We start from the raw sequence: 16751 nt of genomic DNA on the forward strand, positions 1-16751 counted from the left end.
GGGGGCCTTCATGTACTGGGGAAGGTGTGAAGGTCGAGTTCCCTTGGCTGAGCCGCGGGAAGGGGGCCTTCACGCGCGGCCACTGTGGCCGCTGGTGCATGTGGGGTGAAAATGGTGATCACGAGATCCGTGAAGGCCTCCTTCACTACCTTCAGGGTAGGGAAGGAGGCCTTCACGGACCGGACTTGCGCTCCGCCGCAGCTCATACCTCGGCTCGGCGCGGTCTGGCGGGTCGGCGGCGTTGCGAAAGCCACTTTCGCAACGTTGAAGGTTGTGAATGTGGCTTTCGCAACATCCCAAGTAGGAAGCGAACAGGACACCTTTGCCCCTGCGAGCTACCCGAGGGGCTTGTCCAGTACCGCCTTCACATGGCTGAAGTTGTCGATCGAATAGCGACCGTGATAGCGGCCCATCCCGCTCTCGCCCACTCCCCCGAACGGCAGTTCGGGCGCCGCGAGGTGGATGATCGCCGCTCCGAACACCAGCCCGCCGGACGACGTCTCCGTCTCGACCCGGCGCTTCGTTTCGTCCGACTCGGTGAAGGCGTACAACGCCAGCGGCTTGTCGCGTTCGTTGACGAACGCCAGCGCCGCGTCGAGGTCGGGAACCTCGATGATCGGCAGGATCGGGCCGAAGATCTCGTCCTTCATCACCGGGGCGTCCGGGGAAACGCCGGTGAGCACGGTCGGCGCGATGTACTTTTCGTCCCGGTCGGCCTTTCCGCCGACGACCGCGGTCCCGTCGTCCAGCAAGGCGGCGAGCCGGTCGTAGTGTCGGGTCGAGATGATCCGGCCGTAGGACTCGCTGGTCGCCGGGTCCTCGCCGAACATCGCCTCGACGGTCTCGGCGAGGTGCCGCGCCAGCTTCGGGCCGGTGTCGCCGATCGCGAGGACGTAGTCGGGCGCGACGCAGGTCTGGCCCGCGTTGGCGAACTTGCCGTAGGCGAGCCGCTGCGCGGTCACGGCGAGATCCGCGCCCGGCTCGACGATCGCCGGGCTCTTCCCGCCCAGTTCGAGCGTGACCGGCGTGAGATGCTTCGCCGCGGCGGTCATCACGATCCGGCCGACGGTCCCGTTCCCGGTGTAGAAGATCGTGTCGAACTTCTGCTCCAGCAACGCCGTCGTCTCCGGGATCGCCCCCTCGACGACGCGGACGCCTTCGACGTAGGTCGGCAGATGTGCCGCGATCGCGGCCGAGGTGTTCGGCGACAGCTCGCTCGGCTTCACGACCGCGCAGTTCCCCGCCGCCAGCGCTCCGACCAGTGGCGCGAGCACCAGCTGCAGCGGGTAGTTCCACGGCCCGATGATCAGTGCGACGCCGAGCGGTTCGCGGACGACCCGGCCGTCGCCCGGTCGCAGCGGCCGCGGGATGTCGGCCGGCTCCGGGTTCAGCCAGGAGTCGAGGTTCTCCAGTGTGTGGTCGATCTCGTTCCGCACGAGCGCGATCTCCGCGCGCTTGGCCTCGACGGCGTTCTTGCGCAGATCGGCGTAGAGCGCCTTCAGGAAGACGTCCTCCTGCTCGCTCAGGAGCGCACGTAAGCCCGTGAGCTGCTTCCGCCGCCAGGCCACCGGCTTCGTGACGCCGGAACGGAAGAGTTCGCGCAGGTCACCGACTTCTTTGCTGATCATGGACCCGAGCCTAACCGCGAACCGAAATCGCTGCCTGACGCCGGGCAGTATAGGTCGTTATACATCAAGGACGAAGTCCGTGAAGGACTCCTTGAGGGACTCTGGGTCCCTCAAGGAGTCCTTCACGGACAGAGGTGAGCGCTACGGGTAGCTCACCAGGTTGCTCGGCCGCGTGTCCGGCGGCGTCACCGCCCCCGCGTCGTTGATCACGTGGGTGATGGTCCCCTTGTAGTTCAGCGAGACCGTCACCATGTTGTGGAACCGGACGCCGGAGCGGTTCGGCACCTCGAACGCGTGGTACAGGTTCACCGCCGGGTTGTCGTTGAAGAAGCAATAGCTGCCCAGGCCCCACGCCTCGTGCGTGGTCACGTTGTCCCCCACCTTGTAGGCGGCGTACCCGTTGAGCCCATTGGGGCTCTTCCAGCCCGCTTGGTTCGGGACGTCGTAAGGGATCTCGTTCTGGAAGAAGATCGTCCTGCCGTTCTGGCCGTTCCAGATCACCTGGTACTTCTGGTAATGCTCGACGAACAGGCCGGTCGCCAGCACATTGTCGCCGTTGACGACCACGCCGGTGTCGCCGGTGTTGATCGTCCAGCCGTAGGTCCCCGCGTTGCCGTGGTCGGCCCGCCAGGCCCAGATGTGGTCGATGATCGTGTCACGGCTGTTGACGATCAGGCTGTTCGTCGCCTTCCCGGCGATCTGACCGCCGATCCGGAAGAACACGTCCTGCAACGTCGTCGGGTTGGCCGAGTGGTTCGCCGTCGAGCCGGCCGGGCCGACGGTGAGCAGCGACTGCGAGTTGGTCGTCCCGGCGTCGAACAGCAGACCCTTGAGCCGGACCCCGTCCACATCGGCGACCTTCATCGCGTCGACACCGTTGTCCGGCACCAGCGTCGGGTAGCCGACACCGAGGACGACCGTGTTGGCCTTGGTCACGTTCAGCGTCTGGCTGAGGTGGTAGACGCCAGGCGTGAAGAACAGGTTGCAGCCCTGGGAGAGGGCGTTGTTGATCGACGACGCCGTGTCCCCCGCCTTGACGACGTAGAACTGGCTCATCGGCAGCGAGCTGCCCTGGGTGCCGCCGTTGGCCCAGCTCGGCCCGGAAGCGTTGGTACGCAACGAAGGCAGGAACACGCGGTACTTGCCGGACCCGTCCAGGTACAGGTACGGGACGTCGCGGGAGACCGGCGTGGTGCCGAGCGTCGTCTCCGGCGGGTTCGGGAAGGTGTTCGCCGGGGCGCCGTTAGTCCCGGAGAACACCATGTTCCAGACGCCGCCCTCCCAGCTGCCGTAGCTGCTGTCCCGGGTGTACCACTGCTGCTGCGAGATCGACGCGGTCTTGCCCGAGACCTTGCTGTCGGCGGTATAGCCGCCGCTGGCGAAGCCGTAGCTGGCCGGGAAGAGGTTCAGTCCGCCGCGGATGTCCATCCGGCGGAACGGCGCGGCCTGCGCGACGGCCCAGCGGGTCGCGCCGCTGCTCGGCACGACGGCCAGGTTCTCCGTCGAGCGCCAGAAGTTCTGCAGCGCCACACCCTTGTCCGACTCGTTGAACGCGTCGACGGTCACGTCACCGTTGATGACGACGTCGCCCGGGTTCTGGCCGAGCCCCGCGACAGAGGTGTAGTAGCCGACGTCGTCGTGGATGCCGTTGTACACACCGGGCTTGAACAGGTGCGCGTACCGGCGTTCGGTGAACTGCGCGGTCAGGGTGTCCTTCTGCGCGTTGAAGTCCGCGTCGAGCTTGGCCTGGATCGACGACGCCGACATGCCCGGGTCGAAGATCCGCACGTTGGGACCGAAGTCGGGGACCTCGGCCTGAGCCGGGCAGGTCGCCTGCGTCGATCCGATCGTGTAGCTCGCCGACACCACCGGGGAGTTCGCGGAGCCGGACTTGAGGGCGATCGCGGAAATCGTCGAGGACGCCGAGACGGTGATCGGGCCGGTGTACACAGTGGACGACGCGGTCGGCGTGGAACCGTCCACCGTGTACCGGATGGTCGCGCCCGCGGTCGCGGACGTCAGCGTCACCGAACGGGCGCTCGGATAGCTGCCGCCCGGCGGGTCGAACGTCGGCGAAGCGACGGTCGTGCCGCTGCCGCCATGGGTGTAGCCGAAGTGCGGGGTGTCGTACTGCGGCCCGTTCTTCTCGTAGGTGAACCAGTAGTCGAGCACCGTGCCGGCCGCGAGCGAACCGACGGTGTGCCGCCACGTGCCCCCGCTGTCGGTCATGCGGACGTTCTGCTGTCCCACTCCCGGGACGCCGGTGTAGTGGATGTCCACGTACCGCGCGGCCGTCGCTGGCGTGAAGGAGAACTGCGCCTGGCTCGCGTTCAAGGACGCGGCGCTCTGGCTGTAGTCCGCGGCCGCGGCGGTGGCACCGCCGAGACCCGCGGCGATCAGGAGCGCGGAAAGGCCTAGGGCGAGCGCGCCCCGGACCCCTTTCCGCCGTTTGGGCTGCACAAAGATCCGGTCCACGTCGTGACACCTCCGGCGTTGGAAATCCACGGGCGAAGCAATTCGTTGCGCGCCACAACAAAGTAACGGTCCGCGAGATATGTCCAGATCACGCTTCGGTAACAGTGGTGGTCCAAACCACTGACTGGGCCTGTCAGCCGACAGGAAGGCGGCCGTTCGGCGTCACCGAACGGCGCGATCGGACGTGTCTCAGCTTTCCGGGACGACGTACAGCGTCGACGCTTCCCCGCCGTGCATGGCCCTCAGGCTGGTCCGGCAGGCCAGGAGCACCTCGCGGTTCGCGACCGTGTCCGGCGGGACACCGCAGCCGTCACACGAGAGCTCGACCGATCCCGGGAAGGTCTCGTCGATCTCGACGTCGACGGTGCGATCGCAGCGGCGGCACCACCGGTGCCCGGTGACGATCAGGACGTGCATCGGATCCGAGACGCACTGGTGCACCCAGCAGCGGTGGACGTAACAGGTCGTCCGGACGTGGGCGCTCAACCCGTGTTCCTCCGCCACGTCTTCGGCGGCGAGGATCGCGGCCAAGCGACGGTCGGCGATCTCGGCGTACAAGTCCCGGCGCCGGGCCGGCGGGGCCGCGTCGGCCTCCGCGAGCAGTCTGAGATGAGCCCTAGAGGGTGGCGAAGTACGAAGCACCATGGGATCTCGACCTTTCGGCGTCCACCGAGAGTCTTATCAGGTCACCCCGGGTTTCGCCGGAGCGACACCCGACCGGGCGACAACGCGGACGCGAGAGAAGTTCGTTTGTATGGCCCTTGTATTCGCCCTGCCCATGCTGGCCGGACAAACGAAGTCCGTTCAGGAGGCAGGAATTGTTGACCAAGGTTGCCGTGGTCGCGACAGCGGCCGCGCTCTCCTTCGGCGTGGCCGCACCGGCCAGTGCCGAAGTGACCGCGGCCGCGTTGCCCGCGGCCAGCATGGAAGCGGTGCTCAAGGCCGCGCAGATCGACCCGCGCCGGGCCGACAGCGCCTTGACTCCGGGTGCCAAGGACAGTGTGCTGCTGGTGGAGCAGGCGCTGGCCGCCAAGGGACTGCTCGACCAGCAGTACGTCGACGGTCATTTCGGCACGTCGACGATCACGGCGTATTCGAGCTACCAGAAGTCGCTGGGCTACACCGGGATCGACGCTTCCGGCCTGCCCGGCAAGACGTCGCTCGAGAAGCTGGGCGACGGCCGGTACACCGTGACCGCGACGGTCGCGGCGGGTAGCCGGCTGACCTACCACGGCAAGACGATGAACACCCGCACCAAGGCGATGCTGGTGAAGGCCGAGGGTCTGCTCGGCAGGCAGCTCACCATCACGCAGGGCTCGTACAACCCCGGCGGCGTCGGCGCTTCGGCCGGTACGCACGACGGTGGCGGCGCGCTGGACATCGGCGTCGAAGGCATGTCCTCGACCACGCGGACCGACGTCGCGCGGAAGCTCCGCCAGGTGGGCTTCGCGGCTTGGGTCCGGACTCCGGCCCAGGGCTTCGCCTACCACATCCACGCCATCGCACTGTCCGATCCGGACCTCTCGTCCGGCGCGCAGCACCAGGCCGGTGACTACTACCTCGGCTACAACGGTCTCGCCGGCCGGGGCTCCGACGACGGCCCCGCCGTCTCCCCGAAGCTCACTTGGGAGGAGTACCAGCGGTCCTGACCCCGCTGCCCGAAGGCCACCTTCACCGGCGTCGATCGTCGCGAAGGTGGCCTTCAGGCTGCCCGGGAACACCCGGGTAGGCTTCGGCGCGACGGCAAAACCAGCGGGAAGGGAACAACGCGTGGAGGCTCAACCGGTCGGTCAGTGGCTCGACGAGCTGGCTTCGAAGGCCTCGACGCCCGGTGGTGGCGCGGGTGCCGCGATGAACGCCGCGGTCGGTGCCGCCCTGGTCTCCATGGTGTGCAACCTGACCATCGGCAAGCCGAAGTACGCCGAGCACGAAGCCACCATGACCGAGGCGCTGGGCAAGGCCGAGGACCTCCGGACGCGCGCGCTCGGCCTCGCCGCCGACGACGCCGCCGCGTTCGACGCGGTGGTCGCCGCGTACAAACTCCCGAAGGCCACCGACGAGGAGAAGAAGGCCCGCACCGCCGCGATCCAGGCCGCCCTGGTCGGCGCCGCCGAGGTCCCGCTGCGCACGGCCGCTCTCGCCGCCGAGGTCGTCGACGTCGCCGCCTCGATCCTCGAAGGCGCCAACGTCAACGTCATCTCCGACATCGCGGTCGCGGCGTCCTCCGCCAAGTCGGCACTCGAGTCGGGCGTGGTCAACGTCGAGGTCAACCTCGCGTCCATGTCGGACGAGCAGCTCCGCAAGGAGACCGAGGCCCGCCTCGCCGAGTACCTCCCCGCCGCCGGGCGCGCCGACGCCCTCATCTCCCAGGTTCGCGAAAGGCTCGCCCGATGACCTTGATCGACGGGCGCGCGATCGCCGCCGCCATCACCGCCGAGGTCACCGAGACCGCCGCCAAGCTGCGTGAATCGGGCACCGTCCCGACGCTGGCCGTGCTCGTGCCGACCGACGACGACGCGACCGCCTGGTACGTGCGCTCGATCGAGCGCGCCGCGAAGAAGGTCGGCGTCGACTGCCGGGTGGTCCAGCTCGAGAAGCCGACCGGCGAAGACGTCACCCGCGAGCTCGACAAGCTGTCGGCGGACCCGGCGGTCCACGGCATCATCTGCCAGACCCCGCTGCCCGAAGGTGTGACGCTCGACGACGTCGGCGCGCACATCGACCCGCGCAAGGACGTCGACGGCGCCAACCCGGTCAGCCTCGGCCGTCTCGCCGCGGGCCTCCCGACCTACGCGCCCGCCACCGCCGCCGCGGTGCTGGAGATCCTGAAGCGCGAGCAGGTCGCCCTGACCGGCGCCCAGGTCGCCGTCGTGGGCCGCTCGACCGTCGTCGGCAAGCCCGCCGCGCTGCTGCTGCTCGGCGAGAACGCGACGGTGACCGTCTGCCACTCCCGCACCAAGGACCTCGCGGCGGTCACCAAGACCGCGGACGTCCTGGTCGTGGCCGTCGGCCGCGCGCATTTCGCCGGCGCGGACCACGTCAAGCCCGGCGCCGTGGTGATCGACGTCGGCACCAACCCGACGCCCGAAGGCGGGCTCGTCGGCGACGTCGACCAGGCCGCGGTCGAGGGCATCGCGGGCTCGATCACGCCGGTCCCCGGCGGCGTCGGCCCGGTCACGACGTCGCTGCTGCTGCGGCACACCGTCACCGCCGCGCAGTCCTGACACACCGGCAGAAGCGGCGAGTCCACTGAGGACTCGCCGCTTTTTCATGCCCCGATCACCGTTTCCACCACCTTCCGCACCTGCGCCGTCTCGGGCGCGGGCGCGGTGCGGTCGGCGAAGAGCAGATGCGTGGCGCCGATGAGCGTGGCCGCGAGCGTCTCGACGTCGGCGTCCTCGGCGATCCTGCCCTGGCCTCGTTCCTCTTCGAGGTAGCCGCCGATCATCACGGCGGCCTGGGTCAGCACCGGGACCCCGGCAGGCCACTCGCGGCGCAACCGGGCGCGCAGCTCGTCACGGAAGATCACGAGCGGGACGATGGCGACCGCGACCGACTCGAAGACCGCGGTGAGCGCCGCCGTGAGGTTGTCCACGACGGTCCCGGTGCCGACGGCCTCCCGAAGCCCTTTCTCGTCCAGCTTGTCTATCCGGTCGAGGACGAACTCGGCGAGGAACCCGTCGAAGTCGTCGAAATGCCTGTGCAGCACGCCTTTCGCGCAGTCCGCCTCCGTGGTCACGGCGCGGCTGGTGAGACCGCTCGGCCCGTCCCGCAGCAGAACACGTTCGGCGGCGTCGAACAACTGCGCGCGGACGGCGCGCAGGGCTACCCCGGTCGGCATACGGCTCCCTTGCGTTGACGAGTGGGCACGTGCCCACTTAAGGTGGGCGCATGCCCACTCTACCTTCGGGGCAGGAGCCTCACCGGTATCGACAGGCCGCGGAGTCCTTCGGCGCGGACGTCGAGCGCTACGACCGGACCCGGCCCGCCTATCCCCCGGAACTCATCGGCCACCTCATCGCCGCCGCCCCCGGCCGCGACACCCTCGACGTCGGTATCGGCACCGGGATCGAAGCGCGCCAGTTCCAGTCGGCGGGCTGTCACGTCCTGGGCGTCGAACCAGACCCGCGGATGGCCGAATTCGCCCGCCGGAGCGGGATCGACGTCGAAGTCGCGAAGTTCGAGACCTGGGATCCCGCCGGGCGCCGATTCGATCTGCTCGTCTCCGGCCAGGCCTGGCACTGGGTCGACCCGGTGGCCGGCGCCGCCAAGGCCGCCGAAGTGCTACGCCCTGGCGGACTCCTGTCCGTGTTCTGGCACGTACCCGAACCGCCGGAAGAGGTCGCGGACGCCTTGGCGGACGCTTACCGGCGGCTCGTGCCGGATGCGCCGATCGACCTCAAGAGCGTGCCGAAACAGCCCTCTGACCCGTATGAGCCACTCATCGTGAAGATCGCCGACGGCCTGCGTGAAGCGGGCGGGTTCGGCGGGCCGGAACGAAGCCGCTACGACTGGGACCGGGTCTACACCCGTGACGAATGGCTGGACCAGCTCCCGACGTTCGGCTCGCTGACGTGGGTCGAATCCACAGTGCGACAAGAGATCCTCGCTGAAGTCGGAGCGGCGATCGACCGAATGGGCGGCCGGTTCACCACCAGGTACGCCACCGTCGCGCTCACCGCGGTCCGGAACTGACTCGCCGGTGGCGGGAGCCGCGCCGCTCCCGCCACCGGCATCCGTCACGGCGTGACGGGTACGTTGGTCAGCCCGTTCACCGCCCTCGACACGGTGTTGGACGCATAGACCACGTTGGGCCGTTCCGAGCACTTCGACGTCGACGTGATCTTGATGGCGTACTGGCCAACACCGCCGAGGTCGGACTTGTTGTCCCGCCAGACGTTCCCACAGCCGTTGGGGAACGACGGCGTGGTCCCGGGGTTGTGCGTCTCGTAGCCGTTCGCGAACGTCCCCGGCGAGGCGAAGGTGCCGGTGTTGCCCTCGATGACGTAGCCGAATCCCTTGACGTCGACCCAGGAATCGGCCGAGTTCTGCCCGGAAACCCCTTGGCCGTCGAAGGTGTTGCCCCGGATGACGCCGCCCTCGGTGCCTTCCTTGACGTCGATGCCTTCCGCGGCGACGTACGGTCCGATGTGGTTGCCGAGCACCTGGATCCGGTCGCTACGGTCGACCCCGCCGGAGTTGCCGTGACACTTCCAGTTCGAGTTCGCCGAGCCGAGGTAGACGCCCTCGCCGTATCCCGCCTGCACGAGACCCGTGTGACTGATCGTCGAGTCACGGAGGACGCTGTCGGCCGAGGAACGGCGGAAGTGGACGGCCTCCTCGTCGATCCGGTGGACTCGCACGCCTTCGATCACGGTGTGGTGCGAATCGTCGGCGACGATGCCCTTCTTGGACTCCTGCACGGTGAAGCCCTGCAGATGCCAGTACGGCGCGCCGTAAAGCCAGAGTCCGTACCCGGAGTCCCAGCCCGCCGTCGGTGCCGGGCAGGAAGGCGCCTCACCCGACGGGCCGTCGTTGATCAGGACCGCCGTCGACGGCCCGGTCACCGTGATCGGAGCGGTCGCCGTCCCGGGTTTCGTGGCCACGAACGAACCTCGGTAGGTTCCGGCGCCCAGCCGGATCGTCTGGCCGGGGCTCGCGGCGGCTAGCGCGGCTTGCAACTGCGCCGCGGTGCCCACATCGACGACGTCGCCGTCCGGGACCGAACCCTCGGCGAACGCGGCGGTGACGGCGGCGCCGAACAGACCCGCCGCGGACGCCATGGCCGCGAAAGCGGCGAGCAGTCGTTTCCTCGTCATTCCGTGCCTCCGCATTTCGTTCCGGCGATCGTGCACGCGACCGGGAGTCCCTGACCGGCGGCGTTGAAGCCGAACGTCGCCGTGCCACCGGGTTTGACGCTGCCGTTGTGGGTCGCGTTCCCGAACCGGTAGTGCTGGCCGGTCTTGGTCAGCACCGAGCTCCAGGAACTGGTCACCGACGTCCCGGCGGGCAGGTCGAACTCGACCGTCCACGAACCCACCGCGGCCGAACAGGTGTTGGTGACGGTGAACCCGCCGCCGTAGCCGCTGTCCCACACCGATTTACGGACGAATGCCGCCGTCAGGCACGCGCCAGGGTTCGACGAGGTCGCGGTGGTCGGAGTCGTCGAGGTGGGCGTGGTCGTGGTGGAGGTCTGCCCCGTCGACGACGGCGGCGGGGTTCCGTCGACGGACTTCAGGAACAGCGAAGCCGCGGCGTCGGTCTTGGACGCGTCGACCCCGTGACCGCCGCTGTAGTCCCGTTGCTCGTTCTTCGCCCAGTCGGCGATCGGCGTGCCGCCGACGTCGAGGTGCTTGTACGCGGTGCCGTCCCACCCGAAGGCGTAGACGCGGTGCCGGTCGGCGTAGAAGTCGTTATACGGGCCGTTGTCCGCGAGCTGTTTGGTCATGGCGTTGTTGAAGAAGACGTTGCGCGGACCGGACGCGCCCGACCATTTGACGGCCTTCTTGCCCGCACCCCACCAGATCGGGAACCAGTTCGAGTCGTCGGGACCGCCGCCGCCCTCTTCACCGCAGTTCGCCCGGCAGTTCCCGGAGCGATGCGCGTACGGGACCTTGACCGTGTTGAGTTCGAAGAGGTTGTTGCGTTCCCAGCCGCCGTGCAGGTTCAGGTCGGAGTCGAACGAGTTGCCGATCACCACGTTGCCCGAAGCGGACCACTGGAAAGTGAAGTGCCGCATCAGGGTCGAGGTGTTGCCGGCGTAGAGCGAGTCCCAGACCCGGGAGCCGCGGAAGTAGCCGTTGCCGCCCTTGCCCTTGTTCCAGGAGCCGTTGAGTTCGTTGTCGACGATCTGGAGGTTCTTGGCCTCCTCGGTGACGATCGGATGCGAACCGGTCATATCCGCGCGGATGCCGCGCACCCACGAGTTCGCCGCCCACTTGAACACGATCCCGTGCATCTCCGCGGCGGGCGCCATGTTCCCGTAGTTGTTGTTCGCCTCCGGCGGGTTCAGGCCTGGCATGTCCTGGGTGAAACCGAGGTTCTCGAACCCGACACCGAGCACCGGGTCGACCAGCGGGGCCGCTTTCGAGTCGTAGGTGGCGCCGTCGATCGGCGCCGAACCGTCCGAGGTGGAGTTCACCGGGACGTCGTACTCGAGCGGTTTGTCGAGGGTGATCGTGCGCGCGGCGGTGTCGAGCGCCGTGATCGTGAAGATCTGCTGGCGCATGTGCATGTTCAGCAACGGGAACGTGGTCGGCGTGGCCTGTTGCTGCTCGTAGAACTTCAGCGAGTTGGCCGCGCGGATGTTGACCAGGTTCCCGGCGGCGAGCGAGGTCAGCGCGCCGCTGCTCGCCAGGTGGACGACCTTGTCCCCCGTCCTGGCGGCGAACGCGGTGTCCCCCGGCTTGCCGCGCAGCTTCACCCCGGCCTTCCAGTGGACGTTGACCGTGCCCTCGAAGATGTCCTTGCGGTTGGCGGGCGCCGACGCGTAGTCGCTCGCGTACGACGAATTCACCCCCCTGGACTGGACGCGGAACAGACCGCGCCCCGGCCAGAGCCAGCCGCCCTTGCCCGCACCCGAGGTCATCCCGTCCTCGTCCCAGTCGGAGCCGTCCGGGGTGAGAGTGTCGTAAAGGGTGTTCGCGTCGGGTTTGTAGACGAACTTGGTCGCCTCCTTGCCCGCGCCGCGCAGGATCAGGTAGTCGGCGTCGACGTGGATCTCGTGCGTGACGTCGAACCGGCCGGCTGGGAAGGTGATCGTGCTCAGTCTGCTGTAGCTCCCGGACGGCGAGCACGCGCTCTTGATGCCGTCGATCGCCGCCTGGATCCCGTTCGTGTCGTCGGCGCCGTCACCGGGTTTGACGTTGTACTGGCTCGCCAGCTCCGCCGCGGTGACCTGACAGGTCGCGTCAGGGTTCACTTCGGCGGAGCCGGGCAGCGCGGCGCCGCCCCGATATCCGGCCTTGGACCAGTCGTAGAGCCCCGCGACCGGCGCGCGGCGATTGGCCGCGCCGACGTCGAGACCGGGCAGCGCGCCGGGTCCCGGCGCCGCGTCCGCCACATCGGGCGGTACCTGCAAGAGCGCGGCGGTGGCGACCACGGCGGCGGCCGCCGGTAGGACGGCACGACGAAGAGGACTTTTTCGGGACACCCGAAACCTCCGTGACGGACTGACGGAAGGTGTTGCGGCGTGTACACCCGGACTCACTCTTTATAGTTCACGTGCCTGTCACCCGTCAACGGATGTGAATAGCGTCCACGTATGTGAACGAGATCAGTTCTCTCCCGACCGGAAACGGTCGAGCACCCGGCGCTCCCGTTTGGTCGGCCGGCCCGCACCCCGTTCCCGTCGCGCGACCGGCACGGCGGACTCGGACGGCGGCGCGGGCGTCCGGTCGATGAAACAGGTCGCCGCGTCGGCGGCGCCGACACGTTTCTGGATCACCCGCGTCACTTCCAGGATCCGGGTGGTGTCGTGGACCCGAGCGCGCACCTCGTCACCCGCCACGACCGTGGTGGCGGGTTTGGCGGGTTTGCCGTTCACGCGGACATGGCCGCCGCGGCAAGCCGCCGCGGCATCCGGGCGCGTCTTGGTGAGCCGGACGGCCCACAGCCAGCGATCAACTCGAGTGGACTCCACAGCAGTACATAGTGGCCCATCCACCGGCACGATGCCCGGCCACCTGGGCCGGACGCCCGGAAAGAACTCCCACCTTTATTGCCACCCGACAGGGCCGCAGGTATAACTTGTTCTAAATCCCTCAACGGTGAGGAAGATCACGTGAGCGACGAAGCCATGTGGAGAAGCCCTTCCGGACAGTTATCCCGCCGTCTTTTCATTGCTGGAACTGGTTCTATCTTAGGAGCAGCCGCCCTGGGAGGGACCGCCTCCGCGAAAAGTTCGATCAGTGACGCCGCGCGTATTCCGGCGCTCGTCGTAGGTTCCGGCTACGGCGGTTGCGTCGCCGCGCTCCGGCTCGCCGAGGCGGGCGTCGACGTCCACCTCGTCGAACTCGGCAAGGCGTGGGACACCCCGGGTACGGACGGCAAGATCTTCGCCAACACCACCACTCCCGACTATCGGTCCTTCTGGCTGCGGACGAGGACCAAACAGCCGTTGAGCAACTTCCTCGGCTTCCCGCTGGACAAGGACGTCCCGCGCCACACCGGGATCCTCGACGCCGAGGAGTTCAGCGGCATCACCGTCTACCAAGGTCGCGGTCTCGGCGGCGGTTCGCTGGTCAACGGCGGCATGGCCGTCACACCGAAACGCGAGAACTTCGGCTCCGTCCTGCCTACGGTCAACGCCGACGAGATGTACGGCGTCTACTACCCGCGCGCCAACGCGGGCCTCGGCGTCGCCACCATCGACCCGAACTGGTTCGAGACCGCCGAGTGCTACCAGTACGCGCGGGTTGGCCGGAAACACGCGCAGCGGTCGGGTTTCCCGTTCCTGTTCGTCCCGGACGTGTACGACTGGGACTACATGAAGAAGGAGCAGGCGGGCACGGTCCCGAGGTCCGCGCTGGCCGGGGAGATCCTCTACGGCAACAACGCGGGCAAGAAATCATTGCAGCAGACCTACCTCCCGCGGATCAAGGCGACCGGCCGGGTGACGATCTCGGCGCTGCACCGCGTCACGTCGGTCACGCCGGCTTCCGGCGGCGGGTACACCGTGGTGATGGAGCAGCTGGACACCGCCGGCACGGTCACCGGGACGAAATCCGTCACCGCGGACAAGGTGTTCTTCGCCGCGGGCAGCGTCGGCACCAGCAAGCTCCTGGTGAAACTCAAGGCCACCGGAGCCTTGCCCAACCTCAACAACGAGGTCGGGAAGGGCTGGGGTGACAACGGGAACGTCATGTGCGGCCGGGCCAACCACATGTGGGACGCCACCGGGGCACTGCAATCGTCCATCCCGACCGCGGGCATCGACAACTGGGCCGCGGGCGGCGCGTTCGCCGAGGTCGCGCCCTTGCCGACCGGCATCGAGACCTACGCCTCGTTCTACCTGTCGATCACCAAGAACCCCAACCGCGGGACGTTCTCGTGGAACGCCGGAGCGAACAAGGTCGACCTCGATTGGCAGACCGCGTGGAAGCAGCCGTCGATCGCTATGGCGAAGACGATCTTCGACAAGATCAACGCCAAGGAAGGCACGATCTACCGGACGGACCTTTTCGGCGTGTACAAGATCTGGGGCGACCATCTCACCTATCACCCGCTCGGCGGCGCGGTGCTCGGCAAGGCGACCGACAATTACGGCAGGCTCCACGGCTATCCGGGACTTTACGTCATCGACGGCGCGCTGATTCCGGGTAATACCTCGGTGAACCCGTTCGTCACCATTACCGCGCTGGCGGAAAGGAACATCGAAAAGATCGTCGCGACCGACCTGTGAGTCCGCTCGCGTCCGCCGTTTTCGAGTGCCGCGAAAGCCGCTTTAGCGGACTCACATTTGCTTACCCGCTGGGGTGGCCTGGTGCGCCTCGTCTGTCACCGGACGTGACCGGTACGACCTTGATCAACGGAGGATGGGGACGTTGAGTGTCCCGGATCTTCCGTTGATCAAGATCCGGAACCGGGCGCCCTGGCGACGGTGAAGGAATCGGGACATTCAACGTCCCGATTCCTTCACCGTCGCCCCAGCGCACGCGGACGCCTCCCGCGCAGGTCAGGCGTAGGTACACAAATGCAAGGCCTCCTTCGGGACGTCTGATGTCCTGAAAGGGGCTTTCGCGACGTCGGGTTCTGGGTGGAGCGCATCGGAGCGTGGAGCCCGGGACACTCCCCGCCGGGCTCAGAACTTCGGGAGCACGCAGACCGTGTCGATCCCCAGGACGTGATTCAGCCGCCCGAAGGCGAGCCAGGAACCGATGCTCATGCTCAGTTCCACGATTTCCTTCTGGCTGTAGTGCTCGGCCATCCGCTTCCAGAACTCGTCGTCGATTCCGTGGTGGTCGATGGCGTAGCGTTCGGCGTACTCGGCGGCCAGCCGGGTCCGCTCGTCGAACGCGTCGGTGGTGCGCCATTCGGTCACCGCGTCGGCGAACTCTTCTTCGACCTTCACGCCGTCGCGTTCGGTCCTCCAGTCCAGGCAGAAGACGCAGCCGTTGATCTGCGCGATCCGCAGCCGCGCCGCCTCGAACTCGCGAAGTCCCAGCGTGGTGTGCGCGTACACCGCGAGCGAGAGATTCGACGCCGCGACACCGATCCCGGGCACCATCTCGCCCCATACGTAGCCGATCGGGTCCTTGCCCTCGGGAATGTTGATGTTCATCGCGCGCTCCTTCCGAGCTTGCCGGTGGCCGGTCGCAGGGGGACGTCGAGTGCGTCGTAGAGGCCGGGTTTGGCGTCCGCGAGCCAATCGATGGCGCCGACCAGCCTGCCGACCGCGGTCGCGTTGCCGCCGGCCGACCGGTTTTCGCCCTCGTCGGTGGCCTCGACCGAGACTTCGATCCGGGGACGGCCTTCGATGATCACCCGATGCGCCCCGTCACCGCTGGGCGGCGTCGGCCAGTCCGGCGCGCACGACGCGTGGATACGGGTGACGTGCTCGATGACGATGCGGGGTTCTCCGTCCACGATCCCCTGCACTTCGAATCGGACCGCGCCCTGTGTACCCGCCTCGAACTCCCCCATCGCCCGCGTGGTCACGGTTTCGTCGAGCGGACGGCGGTCGAGCGTCTCGCGGATCTCGTCCAGTTCGACACCGAGGCCGCGGGCGATCAATCGCACCTGCCCGCCCCACACCATCGTCGGGACCGACGGGGCCAGCATCGGCGGCTGATAGTCCATCGGCTGTCCCATGCCGACCAGGTAGCGAACCGAGTCCGGCTGGTCGTAGGTGGAGTAGTCGAAGATCTCCTGGCAGCGGACCGCGTCCACGGTGGTGCCGAGCCCGCTGATCAGCAAGGGGAGGATGTCGTTGCCCCAGCCCGGATCGACACCGGAGACGAACAGCGAGCCGCCGCCCTCGGCGATCGCCGCGAGCACCGGCTCCCGCAGTTCTTCCGGCGCGTTTCGCTGGTCGTACAACGCGTAGAGCGCGGGTGTCACCACCACCGCCCCCGCCCGGATCGCGCGGACGATGTCGGCCAGCGCCTCCGCTGGCCGGATGTCACCGGAAGCCGCGTACACCACCGCCCGCGGACCCGCCGCCAGAACCGCTTCGACGTCATCGGTCGCCGCCACACCCAGTTCGCCGTCGACTCCCGCGAGCGCGGCCGCGTCGCGACCGACCTTCGCGGAGTCGTGTACGAGCACACCGGTGAGTTCCAGCGCCGGATGCGCTTCGACGGCCCGGATGGAGGCACGGCCGATGTTGCCTGTACCCCAGACAACTGTGGGAATCATGAAGTCGAGGTTAACCGAATCCCGGATCGGTTCCCAGTACCGAAACAATCACGAAAACCGCAGGTCAGAGTGCATTACTCGGGTTCATTCGAGGCGGCAACGAAAGCGTTCCGGCACGCGGAACGAGCGCCGTTTTCGTCGGTGAGCGGCAATCCTCTCGACGGCCACCGACGGCCCTGTGTAGTGTGCGGTCTCGTGACGAGCCCTGAGTCGGACAGAACCTCGCCGCCGGTCATCCGGCGGCGTGTCGTCCTGTCCGGCCGTTAGGTAGCGGCCTTCTTCGCTTTCCGA

The 16751-nt window shown here is 67.8% G+C and carries 14 protein-coding genes; 5 read left to right on the forward strand and 9 right to left on the reverse strand.

The features are described 5' to 3' along the window. Positions 1-335: 335 nt before the first annotated feature. The 3 genes from CFP71_RS10115 to CFP71_RS10125 form a co-directional block, all read right to left on the reverse strand. Entirely contained in the window at positions 336-1628 is a 1293-nt protein-coding gene (locus tag CFP71_RS10115; RefSeq protein WP_093933578.1) for an aldehyde dehydrogenase family protein, read from the reverse strand. Positions 1629-1769: 141 nt separating this feature from the next. Continuing rightward, positions 1770-4103, reverse strand: coding sequence for a chitobiase/beta-hexosaminidase C-terminal domain-containing protein (locus tag CFP71_RS10120; RefSeq protein WP_093933579.1), 2334 nt, complete (start codon positions 4101-4103; stop codon positions 1770-1772). 189 nt (positions 4104-4292) lie between these two features. Beyond that, complete coding sequence (locus CFP71_RS10125) at positions 4293-4748, reverse strand: hypothetical protein (RefSeq protein ID WP_093933580.1); 456 nt, start codon at positions 4746-4748, stop codon at positions 4293-4295. 173 nt (positions 4749-4921) lie between these two features. Here CFP71_RS10125 and CFP71_RS10130 point away from each other — a divergent pair, with 173 nt between their 5' ends. The 3 genes from CFP71_RS10130 (at position 4922) to CFP71_RS10140 (ending at position 7327) form a co-directional block, all read left to right on the forward strand. Beyond that, entirely contained in the window at positions 4922-5752 is an 831-nt protein-coding gene (locus tag CFP71_RS10130; protein WP_093933581.1) for a peptidoglycan-binding protein, read from the forward strand. Positions 5753-5873: 121 nt separating this feature from the next. Further along, positions 5874-6497: a cyclodeaminase/cyclohydrolase family protein gene (locus tag CFP71_RS10135; RefSeq protein ID WP_093933582.1), complete on the forward strand. Its 624-nt coding sequence runs from the start codon at positions 5874-5876 to the stop codon at positions 6495-6497. Beyond that, positions 6494-7327 (forward strand): bifunctional 5,10-methylenetetrahydrofolate dehydrogenase/5,10-methenyltetrahydrofolate cyclohydrolase, encoded by an 834-nt coding sequence (locus CFP71_RS10140; protein WP_093933583.1) that lies wholly within the window; start codon positions 6494-6496, stop codon positions 7325-7327. Before CFP71_RS10135 ends, CFP71_RS10140 begins: the two co-directional genes overlap by 4 nt. Before the next feature lie 44 nt (positions 7328-7371). Here CFP71_RS10140 and CFP71_RS10145 read toward each other — a convergent pair whose 3' ends face one another. Further along, positions 7372-7944, reverse strand: coding sequence for a TetR/AcrR family transcriptional regulator (locus tag CFP71_RS10145; protein WP_093933584.1), 573 nt, complete (start codon positions 7942-7944; stop codon positions 7372-7374). A 50-nt stretch (positions 7945-7994) separates the two neighbouring features. Between CFP71_RS10145 and CFP71_RS10150 the strand changes: the two genes are divergently transcribed. After that, positions 7995-8798 (forward strand): class I SAM-dependent methyltransferase, encoded by an 804-nt coding sequence (locus CFP71_RS10150; RefSeq protein WP_093933585.1) that lies wholly within the window; start codon positions 7995-7997, stop codon positions 8796-8798. A gap of 44 nt (positions 8799-8842) precedes the next feature. Here the strand turns inward: CFP71_RS10150 and CFP71_RS10155 are convergent, their stop codons facing one another. From CFP71_RS10155 to CFP71_RS10165, 3 genes are all read right to left on the reverse strand, one after another. Further along, on the reverse strand, positions 8843-9922 hold the full coding sequence (locus CFP71_RS10155; protein WP_244199619.1) for a right-handed parallel beta-helix repeat-containing protein: 1080 nt from the start codon (positions 9920-9922) through the stop codon (positions 8843-8845). After that, on the reverse strand, positions 9919-12255 hold the full coding sequence (locus CFP71_RS10160) for a cellulose binding domain-containing protein (protein ID WP_244199620.1): 2337 nt from the start codon (positions 12253-12255) through the stop codon (positions 9919-9921). The genes CFP71_RS10155 and CFP71_RS10160 overlap by 4 nt, the downstream gene beginning before the upstream one ends. Before the next feature lie 123 nt (positions 12256-12378). Beyond that, positions 12379-12744 (reverse strand): RNA-binding S4 domain-containing protein, encoded by a 366-nt coding sequence (locus tag CFP71_RS10165; RefSeq protein WP_093933588.1) that lies wholly within the window; start codon positions 12742-12744, stop codon positions 12379-12381. A 141-nt stretch (positions 12745-12885) separates the two neighbouring features. Between CFP71_RS10165 and CFP71_RS10170 the strand changes: the two genes are divergently transcribed. Next, positions 12886-14505 carry a GMC oxidoreductase gene (locus CFP71_RS10170; protein WP_482746719.1) on the forward strand — a complete coding sequence of 540 codons (1620 nt, stop codon included), beginning with the start codon at positions 12886-12888 and terminating at the stop codon, positions 14503-14505. Between the two features lie 399 nt (positions 14506-14904). Here CFP71_RS10170 and CFP71_RS10175 read toward each other — a convergent pair whose 3' ends face one another. Next, entirely contained in the window at positions 14905-15384 is a 480-nt protein-coding gene (locus tag CFP71_RS10175) for a carboxymuconolactone decarboxylase family protein (protein ID WP_093933589.1), read from the reverse strand. Continuing rightward, positions 15381-16460, reverse strand: coding sequence for an NAD(P)H-dependent amine dehydrogenase family protein (locus CFP71_RS10180; protein ID WP_093933590.1), 1080 nt, complete (start codon positions 16458-16460; stop codon positions 15381-15383). Before CFP71_RS10180 ends, CFP71_RS10175 begins: the two co-directional genes overlap by 4 nt. Between the last annotated feature and the right edge of the window lie 291 nt (positions 16461-16751).

The sequence above is a fragment of the Amycolatopsis thailandensis genome (assembly GCF_002234405.1).
Classification (GTDB): domain Bacteria; phylum Actinomycetota; class Actinomycetes; order Mycobacteriales; family Pseudonocardiaceae; genus Amycolatopsis; species Amycolatopsis thailandensis.